The organism is Paenibacillus sepulcri (genome assembly GCF_042647105.1).
GTDB lineage: Bacteria > Bacillota > Bacilli > Paenibacillales > Paenibacillaceae > Paenibacillus_Z > Paenibacillus_Z sepulcri.
In genome coordinates this window covers 6,775,800-6,792,949 of record NZ_JBHRUP010000001.1, presented here as the reverse complement: position 1 = coordinate 6,792,949, position 17,150 = coordinate 6,775,800, and the positions used below count along the sequence as shown (strand labels likewise).

The window sequence follows — 17,150 nt, the reverse complement described above, 5'->3', positions numbered from 1 at the left end:
TTATTATGCAGCTACATGCGGTTATATCGCTCCAGCGCCTTCTCCTGAATCTCTATCGCTCTATCAATATGCAGGGCTTTCAGCTGCGCGACATAGGCATCGCAGGCATCCACCGGTTCGATGCCGAGGATGATCTTCAGGGACATCTCATCGACAAGCGTCGTCACATCCATCATGATCGCCGACAGCTCCGCGCTTTCCCGCTCCGTCTTCGGAACCGGCGGCAGCAGATGGCTGTCGGCATCCGTATCCGACCAGATGCGCGTCGCCTCCTTCTGCTCGGGCAGTACATAATACTGCTCCAGGTACCGCACATCCTGCACGAAAGGCCCGAAGTAGCTGGCCCTGTTATACATGGCAAGCGCCTGCGAGGGCGCAAGCCTGTCCGGATTGCGGAGGATAAGATCCGTATATGTCGGGTACCCGTCCACCATCGTGTAGCTTATATTCTCTAATCCGAAGTTAAAGAACAGATGTCCCTCCGGGCTGTAGCCGTAGTCCAGCATCCGGACCGCTTCCTCGACATTGCCGCTCTTGCTGGAGATGGCAACGCCGCCGCTGCCCGTATACAAATTGGTCCGCTGTCCGAACTTCGGGCGGTCACCCTTGTTCAGCACGGGATAAGGAGCCGCAACGAACCTCGCGTTCGGGTCCCGCTCCTGCACAATCGGCTGCCAGGTGCCGATTCCCGCTCCCGCATTCCATATGCTCGCGCCGCTTCTCCCCGATATCATATTGGAATCGAGCGTCTTTGTATCGACCGTCGCAATGTTCCGGTCGAGCAGTCCCTCTTCATACCACTTGCGGAACAAGGCGAGGAATTGCTTATAACCCGGCTCAAGCGGTCCGAATTTCACCTCTCCCTGATCCAGGTAGAAGCCTTTCTTGATGCCGAAAGCACCTACGAAAGCGCCATTCTCGATACCGAATAACGGGCTTGGCACGCCCAGGAATGTCAGCGGCGCCTGGACGCCCTTCTTCTCCTTGAAGCCCTTCAGGGCGGTATGCCATTCATCAATGGTAGCCGGCACCGGAAGGCCCAGCTCATCCAGCCAGTCCTTGCGGATAACCGGTCCCTGGTAGGTGCGCAGCCGGTCGTCTCCCTGGATGAACGGAAAAACGTAATAGCTGCCGTCTGCCGTCTTGACCTGTTTATCGATCTCCGGGTGCCCGCCAAGATATTTTTTGAGATTGGGCGCATAACGGTCGATGGCTTCGTTCAGTCTGAGAATATAACCGTCCTTAATGGCTTTCTCCGGCCCGCCGGGAAAGCTTGCCCATTCGTATTCGATCATGTCCGGCAGCTCGCCCGAAGCGAGGAGCACATTCATCGCTTCCTTCGCCTGATTCGCCGGAGGCTGGATAAATTGCAGCTTCACGCCTGTCCGCTTCTGCCATTCCCTGAAGAATGGAATGTCCTCGAAGGAAGGCTTGATGCTGGCCGCATTGCCGTTGAGCTCCGCCCAATAGGTGAGCGTTTTGCCGGTGCGGATCGGATAGCTTCCGATCCCGCCTGTATCTGCAAGCAAGCCTGCCCCGGCCCCTTTACCCGAACCTGTCTGCTGCTCCGGCATGGCATCCCCTTGCGAATACCCGGCGAGCGGAACGGCATCCGACCGATCGCAGGCGGACAGCAGCAGCGCCGCTGACAGCAGAAGAGCTATCACTGCGGTAATACGCGATCCTCTCATTTTCCCAGACCTCCCCACTACTTGTCCCGATTTAATGAATTTCCTTATACTTGCCAGGAGTAATGCCTTCATACTTCTTGAACACGCGGATGAAGGTAGCCGCATCATTGTAGCCGACCAGCCGCGAAATATCCGAGATCGATTCCTGCCTGCTTTTCATCATCCACTTGGCCTGCTTTATCCGGTATTTGTGTATATAGTCCAGAAGCCCTTCGCCGGTCTGCGTCTTGAACAGCTTCGACAGGTAGCTGCCCTTCAGGTCGAAGCGTTCACCGATCATATTGACATTCAGATTGAAATCCTGATAATGGTCTTCGATATGGTGAGCGACCCTTGCCGTCAGCTCCCGCAGCGATTCCGCCCGCTCGTGCGTCACATTCGTCTCCAGCCTGGCCACTGCGAAAGCGCATACCTCACGGAGCAGGATCTGGAGCTCATCCTGCATCTCCTGAATCGTGTCGCATGCGATAATCTGATCCATCCACAAGGGATTGCCGCCCAATACGCTGCTGTCTCCGTCGCCCAGCTCGTTAATCGCTTTCACCATTGTCCCTACAAGGTCGAATATCAGGCATCTGGCAAGCGTAAGCGACATGATCGGCTTGTTGAAGTTCCGGTCCGTAATCTCCTTCATGAATGCGGATGCATGCTCAAAGTCGCCGGCCTTGATCAGATTGATCATCTGCTGCTCCGCCTGGAGCGGGTAATAGTAGCCGAACTGCGAGTGATCCGCCGGGTCGATACGGATGTCGTCGTACGTAATAATTCCCTTCTTGCCGAGAACCATCTTGTACTCCATGGCGTCCACCGCCTCCTGATACGCCGCGGCGATACCGGACAAGTTGGCGTGCTTGCCGCCGATCGAGACCGTCAGATCCATCTGGTACCGCATGAGGAAGCGCTGGGCCTCCCCGGCAATCATACGCAGCTCATCCTTATAGCGCCCGTCATCGGGCTCCGCCAGATTAACCAGGCAAACCATCATATCGTCCACTTCAGCCACGTAACCCGCATGACGATGCTGGCCTGCCAATTCCTCCACCACATTCGTAATAATAAAATGAATCAGCTTCCGCGTCTCGTTGATATCGATGCCCGGCATATTTTCCGCAAGGCTCCCGTCATTCTCCACAACGAACAGAATAACGGCAAACTCATCGGACAACAGCTTCATGTTGAACGATTTGAAGGCTTCCTCGTATGGGATTGGCGAATCCAGCTTGCCTTTCATCAGCCGGTTCAGCATGTTCGAGCGGAGCACATTCTGATGAATTTGCAGCTGCAGGGCGATATTCTCCTTCTCGCTTCTGGCAGTGGAGATCGCCCGCTGAATGAAGCTCAGTTCATTCCACTCCGTCCGCTCCTCATAGGCATTCTTATCGGACAACGACTGTACAAGCTGCTGAATCGGCGAGTAGTTGCGGCGCATGAAGAACCAGGTCAATACGCCGGCACCCATAATACTGATAAGAATACTGATATAGGTGAACTGCCTGACATACTCCGCCTTCTCCCAGTAAATGCTGCTGGGGATGACGAGCGCATACTTCAAATCCGATACGGCGGACTTCAGATAAAAGAGCTCCGAACTTCCGTCCTTCGCGGAAGCGGGCATCGTCTGACCGCCTCCCTTGATGCGCTCCAGAATATGCTTCTCATCCGCCTGCACCGGCAGATTGGACAACAGAACCTCATTATTCCGGTTCAGGATCAGCACCTGTCCGCCGCTGAACCCCGATATGCTCTCGATCGCCGCCTGGAACCGGACTGTATCAGCCATGACGACGACTGTTCCCGTTTCCTTGCCGTTCAGGTCCTTGGGCAGACGGGTAATATAGGCGATTGACGTGTTCGGCTGGGCCGAATCAAGATGGGGCAGCACCATGAACTGATTATGCTCCGATCCTCCGATGACCGCGAGCCACTGCTCATACGTCATCTTCCCGGTCTGATGCAGTGTATTGAAAGCGGTCTTCATATCCCTGACGTTGCCTGGGCGCAGCACCGAAGCCTCCCGCTCCCAGGTTACATAAAATTCATCGATGGAGGCGTACGAGGTTTGATACATGCGGAAATCCTTCACCAGCTCGTAGGCGCTGAATTGCGCGCTTCCGTCGGGCATGCTGGAATACATCAAGGTCTGCAGCTTGGCATTCCAGGTCAGCTCCATGTTCAAGCGCTTCATCAGATCGATCTGGTTGTCTATGGTATACCGCACCTGCTTGAGCATGGAATCGTTGGCGCGGTGAATCTCGCTCCTCAGCGCCCCGCTCGACTGTGAATAGACGATGAGGCTGATCAGGATAGGCACGAACAGGACAGTGCTATAAGAGATAAGCCATGTAAAAATAATACTCTTCCGTTTCTTCCATAACTGTCGGATGTTCAATAGAATCTCCTCACCTAAGCGTAGAGTAAATAACAAGGGGTTACCCGAGTCAGACCCTTATTATACCTATAAATGCAAAGGCCAAGGAATATGCAAAACGTTCAAAGCGATTGACGAAACGCACAAAAAACCGAATGGATCCCCTCCATTCGGGTTTTTGTGCCAAGCGGCCGTTACGATTCATATAAATACTGCCTTCAGCCCTTCAATGAACCGACCATTACCCCTTTGACGAAGAAACGCTGCACAAAGGGATATACGCACAGGATCGGCACAGTCGCGACCATGATCGTCGCATATTTGATCGTCTCTCCGATCTGATGGCGGTCGCCCGCCGAGGCGCCTGCCGACATGCTGTCCGTGGAGTTCGCGATCAGAATTTCCCTGAGCACAAGCTGCAGCGGGAACAGCTCGCGGCTCTTGATGAATACGGAAGCGTAGAACCAGCCATTCCACTTGTCTACCGCGTAATAAAGAATCATGACGGCAATTACCGGCATGGACAGCGGAATGATAATACGGAACAGGATCGTAAAATGATTCGCCCCGTCGATCTTTGCCGATTCCTCCAGACTGTCGGGGATGCCCATAAAAGCCGTGCGCATAATGATCAGATTGAACGTGCCGACCGCAAACGGCAGAATGGTCGACCATAACGAATCGAGCAGCCCTACTCCTTTTACGACGAGATAGAGCGGAATCAATCCGCCGTGGAAGAACATCGTGAACACGATGAATACCATGAAGCTGTTGTTCCACAGCACATTCTTCCGCGACAGCACATACGCGCCAAGCGCAGTCATGACCAGATTAACCGCAAGACCCGCAAATACGATGAACAGCGTGTTGCGGTAACCGATCAGAATGCCAGGGTTGTTCATTACGCTTTTATAAGCCTCGAAGCTGAAGCCGAGCGGCTTCCACAGAATCCCTTTGTGGATAATGAGCTGCCCCGCCTCGCTGAATGAAGCGAATAATACATACAGCAGCGGATATAAGGTCACAACGACGAGGAAGATCAATACCGCATAGATACCGGCGTCGAACAATCTCTCGAACAGGCCAATCTCTCTTTTCATTGATAGCTCACCTCACCATAAACTGCTTTTGTTGACCTTGCGGCTGATATAGTTCGCGGTTACCAGCAGCGCGAGATTGATGACCGAATTGAACAAGCCGACTGCCGAGCTGTAGCTCCACCCGAATTCCAGCAGGCCCTTGCGGTAAACGAACGAAGAGATCACGTCGGCTTTCTCGTAGGTAATGGGATTGTACAGCAGAATAATCTTCTCGAAGCCGACATTCAGCAGATTGCCCATCCGCAGGATGAGCATAATGGCAATCGTAGGCATGATGCCGGGAAGCGTGATGTAGAAAATCTGCTTGAACCGGCTCGCTCCATCCATTCTCGCCGCCTCGTACTGCTCCTGGTCGATGCTCATCAAGGCGGCGATATAAATAATCGACTCCCAGCCGATACGCTGCCAGATCTCGGACAGAATATAGATCGGCCGGAACAGATCCGGCTTCTGGAGCATCGCTTGCCCGTCGTAGCCCAGCAGCATGAACAAACGGTTAATCACGCCGTCGGCATTCGTAAAGTCGGTGATGATCCCGCAGATGACAACGAGCGAGATGAAATAAGGCATATAGGTGATCGTCTGGGCAACACGCTTGAATGCCCTGCTGCGAACCTCGTTAATCAGCAGCGCCAATATGATAGGCGCGGGGAACTCGAAGATGAGAGAATACAAGCTGATGATAATCGTATTCTTAAGGATTCGGACAAAATAATAGCTGTTGAAGAAATCATAGAAATGCTTCAGCCCGACCCAGTCGCTGCCCACAATGCCCTTCATCGGTGAATAATCCTTGAAGGCGATCAGGGCCCCATACATGGGGGCATAATGAAAAATCAGATAATAGGCGATAACGGGAAGCATCATCAGGTACAGATATTTATTCAGCATGAAGTCACGTGCGAACCGGTTCCGGCCTTTCTTGACGAACCGCTGCGTCTGGCCGCTGAGCGGCTTCCTGCTGTTCATCGCTTGCGCTTTTGCCACTTGCATCTTCACCTCCATCCGGATTGAAGGAGAGGGCCGTACCCCCTCCTTCGGATTTTCATTCTTTACCGGCTGTTATAGCGCTCCAGAGCCGCGGTCTGAATGGCAATCGCCCGATCCAGATTAAGCGACTTCATCTTCGCAACGTAGCTCTCGAACTGATCCAGCGGCTCGGAGCCCAAAATGATTTTCAGCGTCATCTCGTCCACAAGCGTATTTATATCATTCATAATGGTGGCGAATTCCGAGCTCTCCTCCGGCGTCGGCGTGATCGGCGGCAGATTGTATTTGTTGGCGTCCGTTTTCTGCCAGGTCGTAACCGCATCGCGCTGCGTCTGCAGGGCGAAGAACTGCTCGGCGTAACGCTTATCCTGTATGAAAGGGCCGTTGTAGCTGGCGCGGGCATACATGGAGATCGCCTGTGCCGGAGCCAGCTTGTCCGGATTCTTCATCAGCAGATCGGTATACTTCGGATACCCGTCCTCGAGATTATAGCTGACGCCTTCCGTGCCAAAGTTAAAGAACATCCTGCCTTCCTCGCTGTAGCCGTAGTCCAGCATCCGGACCGCAAGCTCCGGATTCTTCGCAGCCGTCGTTATGGCTACGGTTCCTTCGGAAGCATAAGCCATGCTCTTTTGCCCGAACTTGGGCATATCGCCATGCTTCAATACCGGATAGGGAGCAGCCACCAGCACCGCTTCCGGATTGTTCGCTTCCACAAGCGGCTGCCACTTGCCGATGCCGCCGCCCGCATTACCAATGGTTGCTCCTGTAGCGCCCGAAGCAATGCTGCTGTCGAGCGCCTTCGAATCTGCAGTGGCAACATTCTTATCAATCAGGCCCTTCTGGTACCAATCGCGGAACAGGCTCAGGTACTCCTTGAAGCCGCTCTCCGACGGTCCGAACTTGATCACGCCGTCCTCCTGATAGAAGCCGCGGTTCACGCCGAACGCTCCCAGGAACGCGCCGTTGCCGGATTCATTGAAGAAGCGCGGCTTGCTGACTACCGAGAATGGCGCCGCCGCCCCTTTCTTTTCCTTGAAGGCCGTCAAGGCTGCGGTCCACTCGTCGATCGTCTCCGGAACGGAAAGACCCAGCTCGTCCAGCCAGTCCTTGCGGATAATCGGCCCCTGGAACACGCGCAAATATTCATCTCCCCGGATGAACGGGAAGGCATAGTAGCTGCCGCTGTCGGTTTTGACCATTTTGTCGATGTCCGGATTCTCCTGCAGGAACTTCTTCAGGTTCGGCGCATACTTGTCAATCAGATCGTTCAGCTTGAGGATATAACCGTCATTGATTGCTTTCTCGGGCCCGCCTGGAAAGCCCAGAAAGTTGTATTCGATCATATCCGGCAGGTCGCCGGAAGCCAGCATCACGTTGAGCGCTTCCTGCGTCTGGCCGGTCGGCGGAGCCGTGAATTCGAGCGATACCCCCGTCTTCTTCTGCCAATCCTGGAAGAACGGAACTTCGCTATGCGATGCTTTGACACCGATCAGATTGCCGTTGATTTCTCCCCAATAGGAGAGCTTCTCGTCCGTCTTTATCGGATAGGTTGTCGCAGTCGTTTCGGCAGGCGTCTCTGTCTCATTCGCCGGTTTGTCCGTATTCGTATTGCCGCTGCCGGCGTTCCCCCCATTAGAAGAACACGCGATTAATAATGTGCCCAGCAGCACGATGCTCAGGGCAGTTGCGAACAGTCTTTTCATTCCCTAACCTCCGTTGGTCGTTTAGTGAGATGCATCTCCTCCATAGACTAACGGATAACCGGCTTCTCCCGATATGAGCAAAAAAGCAAATCCGATGCCGATTTCGTTCCAGGCAGATTGATCATAACGCCAATTGAATTGATCATAACGCAAGAATAACGGCTATCGCTGACAGCCAAAATCAGTTTCTTATGATCAGAACGACAAAAAAACCGCCCCTGCAGGCGGTTTCCTGTGATCCCGTATGAAATTTCATCACTCTGATGCAAAGGCCCCTAATCACCGGCATTCGGACCGGTGTGGGCTACTTCCGGCTTGCCTGCTTCCTCAAAAGGAGTCGAATGAATTTGATTTTCTCCATAAACGTCTTCTATAGAACTCATAAGCCGGCGCAAGTACAATAATCGAGACTCCAATTATTTTTAAAACAATCAAGGTTATTACCTCCCCCTGATTATCAATCGCGCTAATCAAATAATTCTACGTCAAGAAGCCGTTTCCTCTAACTGCTCTTGTCAGCCAGATTTCCTATTTTTTTCAGCTGGTCATATTCACTCCGGAGCAGGCCGTAGACAAGCTCATCATAATGCTGTCCCTTCGTGAACAGCATATTTCTGAGTCTTCCTTCCTGCTGGAACCCAAGATGCTCCTGCAGCGCTTTGGAGCTTTCGTTAAAAGCATAAACATGCGCCGTTGCTTTCTGGTAGCGCAGCTCCTCAAAATAATACCGCAGCAGCAGCCTGACAGCCTCTGCTGCGTAACCCTTCCGCCAGTGCTCCCGAAATATCGCAACACCGTACTTAAAGGTTCCATGCCTTGCATCACAGCTGTGGGTATTGATGCTTCCGATCAACTCGCCCTCATGTGTTTCAATGGCCAGCATAATATTATCGTTATCAGGGCCGAGAGAGGCTTGATTATCCGCCCATGATCGCGTGCCTTCTTCCGATCTCGGGAAGTGTGTGACATCGCATAACCTGGCGGTTTCAGTATCATAATCATTGTGATGAAACTTCTCCCAATCACCAGGTACTATTGAACGCAACCTTACTTTGCTGCCTGTCCAAATGTTCTCTACCATAATAGTCACTCCTTCATGCTGATCTTACGTACACATGTACCGTTATGAATCCGGATAAAGATCACTGGACAAATAGCGCTCGCCGCTGTCCGGAAGCACGACAACGATATTTTTGTTTTTATTTTCCGGTCTTTTGGCGATTTGGAGTGCGGCGAATACGGCGGCGCCCGATGATATTCCGGCAAGCAGACCTTCAACCCGGGCTAACTTACGCGCCGTATCGAACGCCTCTTCATTTTTCACCTGAATAATTTCGTCCACAATGGACCGGTTAAAGTTATCCGGAACAAATCCCGCGCCAATCCCCTGGATCTTGTGAACCCCTTTGCTGCCTCCGGAGAGGACGGGAGAATGAAAAGGTTCTACAGCGATGATTCGGACTGATGGCTTACGCTCCTTCAGCAATTCGCCTACCCCTGTAATCGTCCCTCCCGAGCCGACACCGCCAATAAAAATGTCTACCTCTCCATCTGTATCTCTCCAGATTTCCTCAGCGGTTGTTGTTCTGTGAATTTGCGGATTGGCCGGATTATTAAATTGTTGGGGGATATAGGAATGAGGGGTTATTGCCGCTAAATCTTCGGCTTTTCTTATGGCTCCGGCCATTCCTTCATTCGCGGGGGTAAGCACCAATTCCGCTCCGAGCGCGACCAGGAGCTTCCTGCGTTCCATACTGAAATTTTCCGGCAGCGTAATAATTAATCTGTATCCCATCGCCGCGGCCGCAAAGGCAAGACCAATACCCGTATTCCCGCTCGTCGGTTCAATAATGACGGAATCCTCATGAATAATTCCCCGTTCTTCAGCATCTTTGATCATGGCATAGCCAATTCTGTCTTTTACACTGCCTGCCGGATTAAAAGATTCCAGTTTTACGATGATGTTTAGCTTCGACATGATATTTTTTGGTGAAATTGGTGAGCGCAAGCAGCGGCGTATTCCCTATCAGATCAGTCAGATTCTTAGCAATTCCGGGCAATGTCATCACTCCGAGCCTTCAATTCCAACTTGAGAAGTTGGTATTATCATACTAGCATAGCCATTTTGGCGAGTAAATAAATACCATCCGGATGCGATTCTTATAGCAGCTATAAAATTCAAAAAAAAGAAGACGTAGACTACCGCCTTCCTTATCGTAAGTTACTTCCCTGCAGATCCCGGACATGGCTGCTCACAGCACATCAGATCTGTGACGATTCCGGACAAGGTATTGGAGATAACCCGTCTATCTCCCTGACCAGCATAATTTTCTGTCTCACACGCTCTACGGTCTGCTGCAGACGAATTGGATGCACAGGCTTCAAAATATAATCCAGCGCGCAAATATCAAATGCCTTGACCGCATACTGATCATAAGCCGTTACAAACACAATCTCTACATGCGGCACCGCCTGCTGCAGCTTCTCGCCCAGCTTCAATCCGTTCATACCGGGCATATGAATATCCAGAAATACAACATCGGGCTGAAGCTCCTCCGACCGTTCGAGAGCCTGCACCGGATTTGATGTCATTTCAATGATCTCTACACCGCCCACAACTTCTTCCAGCATTCTCTTGAGCTGTTTCAAAGCCAATCGTTCATCATCGATCAACATCGCTCTCAACTTGCGTTCACCTCGGCATTCCCGCCCGGCCGTTCACCAAATACAGCAGCGGTTGTTGGGCAGTCATTCTGTATTCAATGCAGTATACCAACCGCACCTGTACAAAATCTGTACATGACAAGCATGAGGGATTTTATACTTTCTTCTGTAATTCAAAAAAAAGAAATACCAGGGAGCTGCCCTGGTATTTCTTGATATCAAGCTCTAATTTGTTCATAGCGGCTGCCATATTTTGGAAACCGGCACTTTCTTGGCAGCCTTGCAGCGGGATCGATTGGCCTCCTGTGAAACAACCATCCCCTGCCCCGACTCCCGGCTATTAGAACGGAAGCTCCAGTCCGAATTCAGCCGCGGCTGCCGCCAGATCGGCTTTATGTTCCCGGCTGACAGGTATTCCAGAGATTGTCCAGTCCCGCTCGCGCTGTGCTTCCAAAACGCCGGGAAGCGTCGCCTGGTCATACCCTGGCATAGGCTGCATGGTGCGGGTCATCCTCATATAGGCATCCATTTCTCCCTTGAAGGCTGCCGGGGAAATAAACCGGCTTATATCAAGGGCAATAATCAAGGAGCCTTGATTCGCTCCGTTGAAGCTTTTGCCTCCCCCGGACGGAGCAGCCGGTACCCCTGCAAGGAAACCGCCAAGCGCCTGACACATGAAACCCAGACCCATACTGCGAAATACAAGGCCGGGCGCGAGCTTGAACAGCTCGTCCACATGAGGGGAATCGGCGTACAAATCATGCATGGCGCCAAAGTCGAGCACCATCGGAACCTCTTCGCCGGAAGGGACCGCGAACGACATCGGCGAGCCGCCCGCCGCTCTCATAATCGAATCCTCGGGCTTCAGCTCCAGCTGATGCCCGGAGGTGACATAGCCAATAAGGCCTTGCTCGGCCAGAAGTCGGGAATAAATGCCGGCTGCGCCGATGTGGCCGTGATTGCGTGTGACCGCAGCCGCTATCCCCTGCTCACGGGCACGATCCGCAAGCTTCTCCACTGCGCGGTAAGCGGCAAAATAACCAAGACCTCCATCGCCGTCGACCACGATTGTTGAAGGAGCCTCATTCGTAGTGCTGATCTGCGGATCAGGATTAATCAACCCCTCGCGCATAATACGCGCATAGGTGGCCATTTGTCTGGTTCCATGGCTGAGTACGCCGCGGAGATCATTTTGAACCAATATATCCGTCAAAAATAAAGCCTTTTCTTCAGGCATTCCGGCACTCTTCGCCAATGCGGAAATAATACCGCGCAGCTTCTCCGGTTCCACCCTCGTATGATTTGCTTGTTCAATATTCATATTTGTTTAAACACTCCCATCTATCGCCATTGTACCCCTCGCCCGGCGTAATTACCATTGTATCATTTCAGCCATTCCGCTTCATATTCTTGATTATAATTATGGGGACAACCGTTCAGCTGGAAAACAAATCATGCTATGATGAGGGCATGCAGAAACCATAAGGAGGTTCAACACAAAATGAGAAGAGTTGCGATTATAGGAGCTGGCAGCATTGTATTTTGCAAAACACTGATGCTGGATATTATGGCGACGGAAGCGCTGGAGGAGACAGAATTTGTACTCATGGCTCCATCCACCTCCAAGACAGCTCAAGTGGAGGCTTTTGCAAACAAGGTCATTGCGGAGAATGGCTTGAAGTCCAAAGTCTCCATTACAACGGATCGGCGGGAAGCGTTGACCGGCGCCGATTATGTCATCTGCACCTTCCAGGTGGGAGGCGTCTCCGCCTTCGAAATGGATTATAAGATTCCGCTTAAGTACGGCGTGGATCAATGTATCGGCGATACGCTTGGACCAGGCGGCATCTTCCGGGCGCTGCGCAGCATTCCCGTCATTCTTGATGTGGCCAGAGACATGGAAGAACTATGTCCGAATGCCCTTCTGCTCAACTATGTGAATCCAATGGCGATGATTGGCTGGGCGCTCGGGGAAACCAAAGTGAAATTCGTCGGGCTCTGCCACGGCGTGCAGACGACGCTGGATCTGATCGCAGGTTACGTCGGTCTGCCCAAGACGGAGATCGATTATGTAAGCGCTGGCATTAATCATATGGGCTGGTTTCTCCGGCTGGAGCATCAGGGACGGGATTTGTATCCCCTGCTGCGGGAGAAGTTCGAGCAGCCGGAATTCTATGTCAATGAGAAGGTGCGCGGGGAAGTGTTCCGCCACTTCGGCTATTTTATGACGGAGTCGACGGGCCATCTCTCCGAATATGTCCCCTGGTTCCGCAAAAATGCCAGAGAGCTTGCGCTTTACTGCGACGAACCGGCCTTCGGCGGAGAATCCGGCGCGGCTTACGAGTGGTCGGCTTATGTGGCCGGCAAGTACAATCAGCCGAATATCATGGATAACGAGCCGACGAAGCTGCCGAAGCGGAGCGTGGAATACTGCGCCTATATTATAGAAGCGCTGGAGACAGGCAAGCCCTTCAAGTTCAACGGCAATGTCCGAAATAGCGGAATGATCGCCAATCTGCCTGATGAATGCTGCGCGGAGGGACCGATCTATGCGGACCGGACAGGATTGAACCGTACGCTGCTGGGTGATCTGCCGCCGCAGTGCATGGCGCTCAATATGACGAATATTAATGTGCAGCGTCTAGCTGTTCTCGCCGCCAAGACAGGCGATCCGGAAGCGGTTGTCCATGCTTGCGCCCTCGACCCTCTCACCTCAGCGGTGCTTTCTCTGAAGGAAATCCGCGAGATGGTCACCGAGATGCTGGAGGCGGAAGCCCAGTGGCTGCCGCAGTTTGCCGGCAGGAAGCCAAGAGCGACTCCCACCATCGCTATCCCCCAGGACGTACAGCGCGCCGAGGTTCCTATCGATCCCGCGCTCGCGATATTTTCAAGATTTGGCGAGCTTGCCAGGTAGGGTGATTGGAACCCTGCCCTTCTGCTGGACACTGACTTATTATAGAAGCTCCTGCCCGGCTTATTGCCGGACAGGAGCTTTTATTTTTCACAGTCTTGTTTTTTCGCTCTATCTGTCCAGAGGATAAATATCGTTCCGTTCAAATAATCTCCACAGCTGCTCAGCCATAAATTGAGGCGGATGCGGCATTTTATTCAGAATCCACCACTCCACGGTACCCACGAAGGCTGAGGCCATAAATTGGGCAATCAATTCCTTATCCATTTCCTGATTGATGTCATTCATTTTTATCTTCTGGTCTACCGTTGACGCAATGATTTGCATCAGGCGTTCCCGAAATACGGTTGTTCTTTGATTGGCAAGCATGGAAGAGAAGAACAGGTAATTCTCCTCGAAATAAACGAATGCAGGCTTCAGCGCATCAATCAGACCGGTTTGCACCTGATTAAACTCGTTGAATTTGCAGGCATGGAACATTTTGTTCAAATGGTCATCTATACATTGATTAAGCAGATCATATTTATCCGTGTAATGAAGATAGACGGTTCCCCGGTTTACATTTGCCCGTTCCGAAATGTCATTAATGGTAATGTGATCGAGTTCTTTCTCTGAAAACAGTTCCAGAAACGCCTTGTTGATGGCTTCCTTCGTCCGCAGAATCCGGCGGTCTATTTTCGTTTCCGCTGCCATTTTGCCATTGCCTCCCCTGTTATTGAACATTCCCGGTGCTGCTGTTGGATATGAAACAAAAGCGAGTATATTAGCGATTGAATTAACTTCTCTTCTCTATATAATAATAATCAACAGCAGTAAGATAATCAACTGCCGTTAAATAACCAACACCAGTTTCATAGCAGGAAAGCAATAACAAAATTCCTTTAAGGGGCGATAACGAATGGAAAACTTGAAATCCAAGGTCATCATTATTACGGGAGCATCCAGCGGAATAGGTGAAGCAACAGCGAAGTTATTGGCCCAACAGGGCGCAAAGGTCGTATTGGCGGCAAGAAGAGAGGATCGTCTGCAAACCATCGTGAACGATATTAAACAAGACGGCGGAGAAGCTGTTTATATACCAACGAATGTAGCTTCATCAGAGGACATGCAGAAGCTGGCACAGTTTGCATTGCAGCAATATGGCCGGATCGATGTGCTTGTGAATAATGCCGGAATTATGCCGGTTTCCCATTTGAATGAACTCAAGATCCAGGAATGGGATCAAATGATCGATGTTAACATCAAAGGCGTTTTGTACGGCATCGCCGCTGTTTTGCCAACCATGAGAGAGCAGAAATCGGGACATATCCTTAACGTCTCCTCGGTTGTAGGTTATCAGGTAAGTCCGACCGCAGCCGTGTACAGCGCTACAAAATTTGCAGTCAGAGCGATTTCGGAAGGGCTGCGCCAGGAGGAATCTCCTTCCTCCAATATCCGGTCCACCATCATCTCCCCGGGACTTACGGATACGGAGCTGACCGATACGATCAGCAGTCCTGAAATAAAAGCGATGGCAAGTCAAATGAAAAGCATGGCCATCTCGCCTTTCAGTATCGCAAGAGCGATTGCCTATGCCATTAATGAACCCGAGGATACCGGAGTCAATGAGATTATTATCAGACCGACAATACAACCCTGATGCAATCATCCTGATGGAAAAATACGTCTTAAGGGATCCTCTCCAAAGCTATGGTCGTCCTTTTTATGCTCAATAAAAATAGAATTATTTTAGGGCAGCTTCGCTCAATGCGAAGCTGCCTTTTTTCATCCCGCTGCGACTTTTCGCGGATAGCGAATGCAGACATGATGTTTGCGTTGAACCGCCTGGGCGCAAGCGGACTTGTCATTGATGGAATACTCGCGTTCATCCACTTATTAGCGGCTCCATATAGCCTCCAAAAGATGTATCACCAAAAAATCCGCCTTTACAATCGACTCTGAGTCAATTATAATCGATTCATAGTCAATTATAATTGATTTTGAGTCAATAACTGTAGTTGACAAATTATACACTAAATAATTATTCAGGGCGGAGGAATGAATGATGAGTAAAAAGGTCATCTTGATCACGGGTGCATCATCCGGTATAGGCAAGGAAACCGCAAAGAAGCTTCTATCCGAAGGTCATATTGTTTATGCCGCCTCAAGGCGGGTTGAACAAATGCGCGATCTAACAGAATCAGGCGCGATAACAGTAAAAATGGATATTTCAATAGAGGAAGAAATCAGAGCTTGTATCGATAAAATCATCAAGGAACAAGGAAGAATTGATGTGCTTTTCAACAACGCCGGATTTGGTCTTTACGGGAGCGTAGAGGAAGTGAGCATGGATGATGCGAGATATCAGTTTGAAGTGAATATTTTCGGATTGGCCCGAATGACCCAGCTTGTCGTGCCTTACATGAGAGCACAAAGAAAAGGAATCATCATCAATACTTCATCTGTAGGCGGAAAAATCTACACGCCGCTTGGCGCATGGTATCATGCCACCAAACATGCGCTGGAAGGATGGTCCGATTGCTTGAGACTCGAATTGAAGCCGTTTGGAATAGATGTCATCGTTATTGAGCCGGGAATTATTGAGACCTCATTCGGAGATGTGATGAGCGAGCCTATGCTGAAAACCTCTGGAAACGGTCCGTATAAGGACCTGGCAGAGGCCGTTGCGAAGACAACCAAAAGCTCCTATCAGGCAGGAGGCGGTTCATCCCCTGGCGTTGTGGCAAATATCGTTTCAAAAGCAATCGCAGCGAAGAATCCCAAAATCAGATACGCTGTCGGAAAAATGGCCAAACCCTTGATTATATTGCGAAAATGGATTAGCGACAGGAACTTTGACAGACTCATTATGAGTCAAATGAAATAAAGACAAAGCTTTGCTAAGAATACCTTGATTCCAGTTTGAGGATGCTCAATCTGAAGTCAGGGTATTTGTCCTTTTCCTTGACAATCCTGCATGTATTACTTACGATTGACTGCAAGTCGACATAGAAGTTAATGATCGAGGTGCCGGTTTCAATGAAAAGAGCCATGACGGAAAGCGCTAAAGCAGAGAAAGCGAAGCTGATTTTAGATACCGCACGTGAAATGTATCAGAACAGCACATTTGATAAAATCAAAATGAGTGATATAGCGAAAGCGGCGAAAGTTTCAAACGGGACGTTGTTTTATTACTACAGCACGAAAGAAATTCTATTTATGGAAATGCTTTTCCTCGAATACGAGAAACGCTTTCAGAATTTCGTGAATGTCCTTCTTCCTTTTCAAACCATGACACTTGAAGCATTCAAAACCTTTTTTCTGAGCGAGATGGAAAGCATTCTGGACCAGGATTCCATGTTGATCCGATTGAGCGCCATAAAGAATACCATTCTGGAAAAGAATATCGATCAAGAAACAGCCGTTAAAGACAGCACGGGGTTGTACGCAATATTAGATCATATCGTACGCTTATTGACTGAAAGAGTGAGTTTATTAAATGCTGAAGCTTTTTACGATTTACTGTTGGCTCAGAACGCCATTATTGTAGGGTATGCCAATATGGCAAGCATGCCCGAGGTGCTGCTTAAAGCGATTGACGACCATGAGCTGGAGGGTTTCAGAATAGATTTCAAGAAAAATGCACTGACCGCAATGGATTATTATCTTGTTGGATTATTTGAAAAGCTGAAGATTAATTAAAAAGCCTGGCGCCGGTTATAATATTTTTCCGTTTGTTAA

Annotated in this window: 13 protein-coding genes and 1 pseudogene; 4 read left to right on the top strand and 10 right to left on the bottom strand. The window is 50.6% G+C overall.

The window, feature by feature from the left end; genetic code table 11:
- Positions 1 to 11: 11 nt before the first annotated feature.
- The 9 genes and pseudogenes from ACFOLF_RS29440 to ACFOLF_RS29400 all read right to left on the bottom strand — a co-directional run bounded on the left by ACFOLF_RS29440 (position 12) and on the right by ACFOLF_RS29400 (position 11,840).
- Positions 12 to 1,691: an extracellular solute-binding protein gene (locus ACFOLF_RS29440; RefSeq protein ID WP_210037523.1), complete on the bottom strand. Its 1,680-nt coding sequence runs from the start codon at positions 1,689 to 1,691 to the stop codon at positions 12 to 14.
- A 31-nt stretch (positions 1,692 to 1,722) separates the two neighbouring features.
- On the bottom strand, positions 1,723 to 4,080 hold the full coding sequence (locus ACFOLF_RS29435) for a helix-turn-helix domain-containing protein (protein WP_210037522.1): 2,358 nt from the start codon (positions 4,078 to 4,080) through the stop codon (positions 1,723 to 1,725).
- Between the two features lie 197 nt (positions 4,081 to 4,277).
- Positions 4,278 to 5,159 (bottom strand): carbohydrate ABC transporter permease, encoded by an 882-nt coding sequence (locus ACFOLF_RS29430; protein ID WP_210037521.1) that lies wholly within the window; start codon positions 5,157 to 5,159, stop codon positions 4,278 to 4,280.
- 12 nt (positions 5,160 to 5,171) lie between these two features.
- Positions 5,172 to 6,050 carry an ABC transporter permease gene (locus ACFOLF_RS29425; protein WP_210037657.1) on the bottom strand — a complete coding sequence of 293 codons (879 nt, stop codon included), beginning with the start codon at positions 6,048 to 6,050 and terminating at the stop codon, positions 5,172 to 5,174.
- A 161-nt stretch (positions 6,051 to 6,211) separates the two neighbouring features.
- On the bottom strand, positions 6,212 to 7,855 hold the full coding sequence (locus ACFOLF_RS29420) for an extracellular solute-binding protein (RefSeq protein WP_210037520.1): 1,644 nt from the start codon (positions 7,853 to 7,855) through the stop codon (positions 6,212 to 6,214).
- A 502-nt stretch (positions 7,856 to 8,357) separates the two neighbouring features.
- Positions 8,358 to 8,936, bottom strand: a complete 579-nt coding sequence (locus ACFOLF_RS29415) for a GNAT family N-acetyltransferase (protein ID WP_210037519.1) — start codon at positions 8,934 to 8,936, stop codon at positions 8,358 to 8,360.
- A 42-nt stretch (positions 8,937 to 8,978) separates the two neighbouring features.
- A pseudogene (cysK, locus tag ACFOLF_RS29410) lies at positions 8,979 to 9,921 on the bottom strand (cysteine synthase A).
- A gap of 196 nt (positions 9,922 to 10,117) precedes the next feature.
- Positions 10,118 to 10,531, bottom strand: a complete 414-nt coding sequence (locus ACFOLF_RS29405) for a LytR/AlgR family response regulator transcription factor (protein WP_379112950.1) — start codon at positions 10,529 to 10,531, stop codon at positions 10,118 to 10,120.
- Between the two features lie 328 nt (positions 10,532 to 10,859).
- Positions 10,860 to 11,840, bottom strand: coding sequence for an Ldh family oxidoreductase (locus ACFOLF_RS29400; protein ID WP_210037517.1), 981 nt, complete (start codon positions 11,838 to 11,840; stop codon positions 10,860 to 10,862).
- Positions 11,841 to 12,020: 180 nt separating this feature from the next.
- Here ACFOLF_RS29400 and melA point away from each other — a divergent pair, with 180 nt between their 5' ends.
- Positions 12,021 to 13,433 carry an alpha-galactosidase gene (gene melA, locus ACFOLF_RS29395; RefSeq protein WP_210037516.1) on the top strand — a complete coding sequence of 471 codons (1,413 nt, stop codon included), beginning with the start codon at positions 12,021 to 12,023 and terminating at the stop codon, positions 13,431 to 13,433.
- A 108-nt stretch (positions 13,434 to 13,541) separates the two neighbouring features.
- On the opposite strand, the gene ACFOLF_RS29390 is transcribed toward melA, so the two are convergent.
- Positions 13,542 to 14,123, bottom strand: coding sequence for a TetR/AcrR family transcriptional regulator (locus tag ACFOLF_RS29390; protein ID WP_210037515.1), 582 nt, complete (start codon positions 14,121 to 14,123; stop codon positions 13,542 to 13,544).
- Between the two features lie 205 nt (positions 14,124 to 14,328).
- On the opposite strand from ACFOLF_RS29390, the gene ACFOLF_RS29385 reads away from it, so the two are divergent.
- The 3 genes from ACFOLF_RS29385 to ACFOLF_RS29375 all read left to right on the top strand — a co-directional run bounded on the left by ACFOLF_RS29385 (position 14,329) and on the right by ACFOLF_RS29375 (position 17,111).
- Positions 14,329 to 15,069 (top strand): SDR family oxidoreductase, encoded by a 741-nt coding sequence (locus ACFOLF_RS29385; protein ID WP_210037514.1) that lies wholly within the window; start codon positions 14,329 to 14,331, stop codon positions 15,067 to 15,069.
- Positions 15,070 to 15,471: 402 nt separating this feature from the next.
- The gene (locus tag ACFOLF_RS29380) at positions 15,472 to 16,296 is read left to right on the top strand and encodes an oxidoreductase (protein WP_379112776.1); all 825 of its coding nucleotides are present in this window, start codon (positions 15,472 to 15,474) and stop codon (positions 16,294 to 16,296) included.
- A gap of 152 nt (positions 16,297 to 16,448) precedes the next feature.
- Complete coding sequence (locus ACFOLF_RS29375) at positions 16,449 to 17,111, top strand: TetR family transcriptional regulator (RefSeq protein ID WP_210037513.1); 663 nt, start codon at positions 16,449 to 16,451, stop codon at positions 17,109 to 17,111.
- The last annotated feature ends 39 nt before the right edge of the window (positions 17,112 to 17,150 follow it).

What these genes read in the sequence shown, in the direction of transcription:
- ACFOLF_RS29375 (WP_210037513.1), top strand. Translation starts at nt 16,449, where the DNA reads ATGAAAAGAGCCATGACGGAAAGCGCTAAAGCAGAGAAAGCGAAGCTG.
- ACFOLF_RS29430 (WP_210037521.1), bottom strand. Translation starts at nt 5,159, where the DNA reads ATGAAAAGAGAGATTGGCCTGTTCGAGAGATTGTTCGACGCCGGTATC.
- ACFOLF_RS29380 (WP_379112776.1), top strand. Translation starts at nt 15,472, where the DNA reads ATGATGAGTAAAAAGGTCATCTTGATCACGGGTGCATCATCCGGTATA.
- ACFOLF_RS29405 (WP_379112950.1), bottom strand. Translation starts at nt 10,531, where the DNA reads ATGTTGATCGATGATGAACGATTGGCTTTGAAACAGCTCAAGAGAATG.
- ACFOLF_RS29385 (WP_210037514.1), top strand. Translation starts at nt 14,329, where the DNA reads ATGGAAAACTTGAAATCCAAGGTCATCATTATTACGGGAGCATCCAGC.
- melA (WP_210037516.1), top strand. Translation starts at nt 12,021, where the DNA reads ATGAGAAGAGTTGCGATTATAGGAGCTGGCAGCATTGTATTTTGCAAA.
- ACFOLF_RS29425 (WP_210037657.1), bottom strand. Translation starts at nt 6,050, where the DNA reads ATGCTGAATAAATATCTGTACCTGATGATGCTTCCCGTTATCGCCTAT.
- ACFOLF_RS29400 (WP_210037517.1), bottom strand. Translation starts at nt 11,840, where the DNA reads ATGAATATTGAACAAGCAAATCATACGAGGGTGGAACCGGAGAAGCTG.
- ACFOLF_RS29420 (WP_210037520.1), bottom strand. Translation starts at nt 7,855, where the DNA reads ATGAAAAGACTGTTCGCAACTGCCCTGAGCATCGTGCTGCTGGGCACA.
- ACFOLF_RS29390 (WP_210037515.1), bottom strand. Translation starts at nt 14,123, where the DNA reads ATGGCAGCGGAAACGAAAATAGACCGCCGGATTCTGCGGACGAAGGAA.
- ACFOLF_RS29440 (WP_210037523.1), bottom strand. Translation starts at nt 1,691, where the DNA reads ATGAGAGGATCGCGTATTACCGCAGTGATAGCTCTTCTGCTGTCAGCG.
- ACFOLF_RS29415 (WP_210037519.1), bottom strand. Translation starts at nt 8,936, where the DNA reads ATGGTAGAGAACATTTGGACAGGCAGCAAAGTAAGGTTGCGTTCAATA.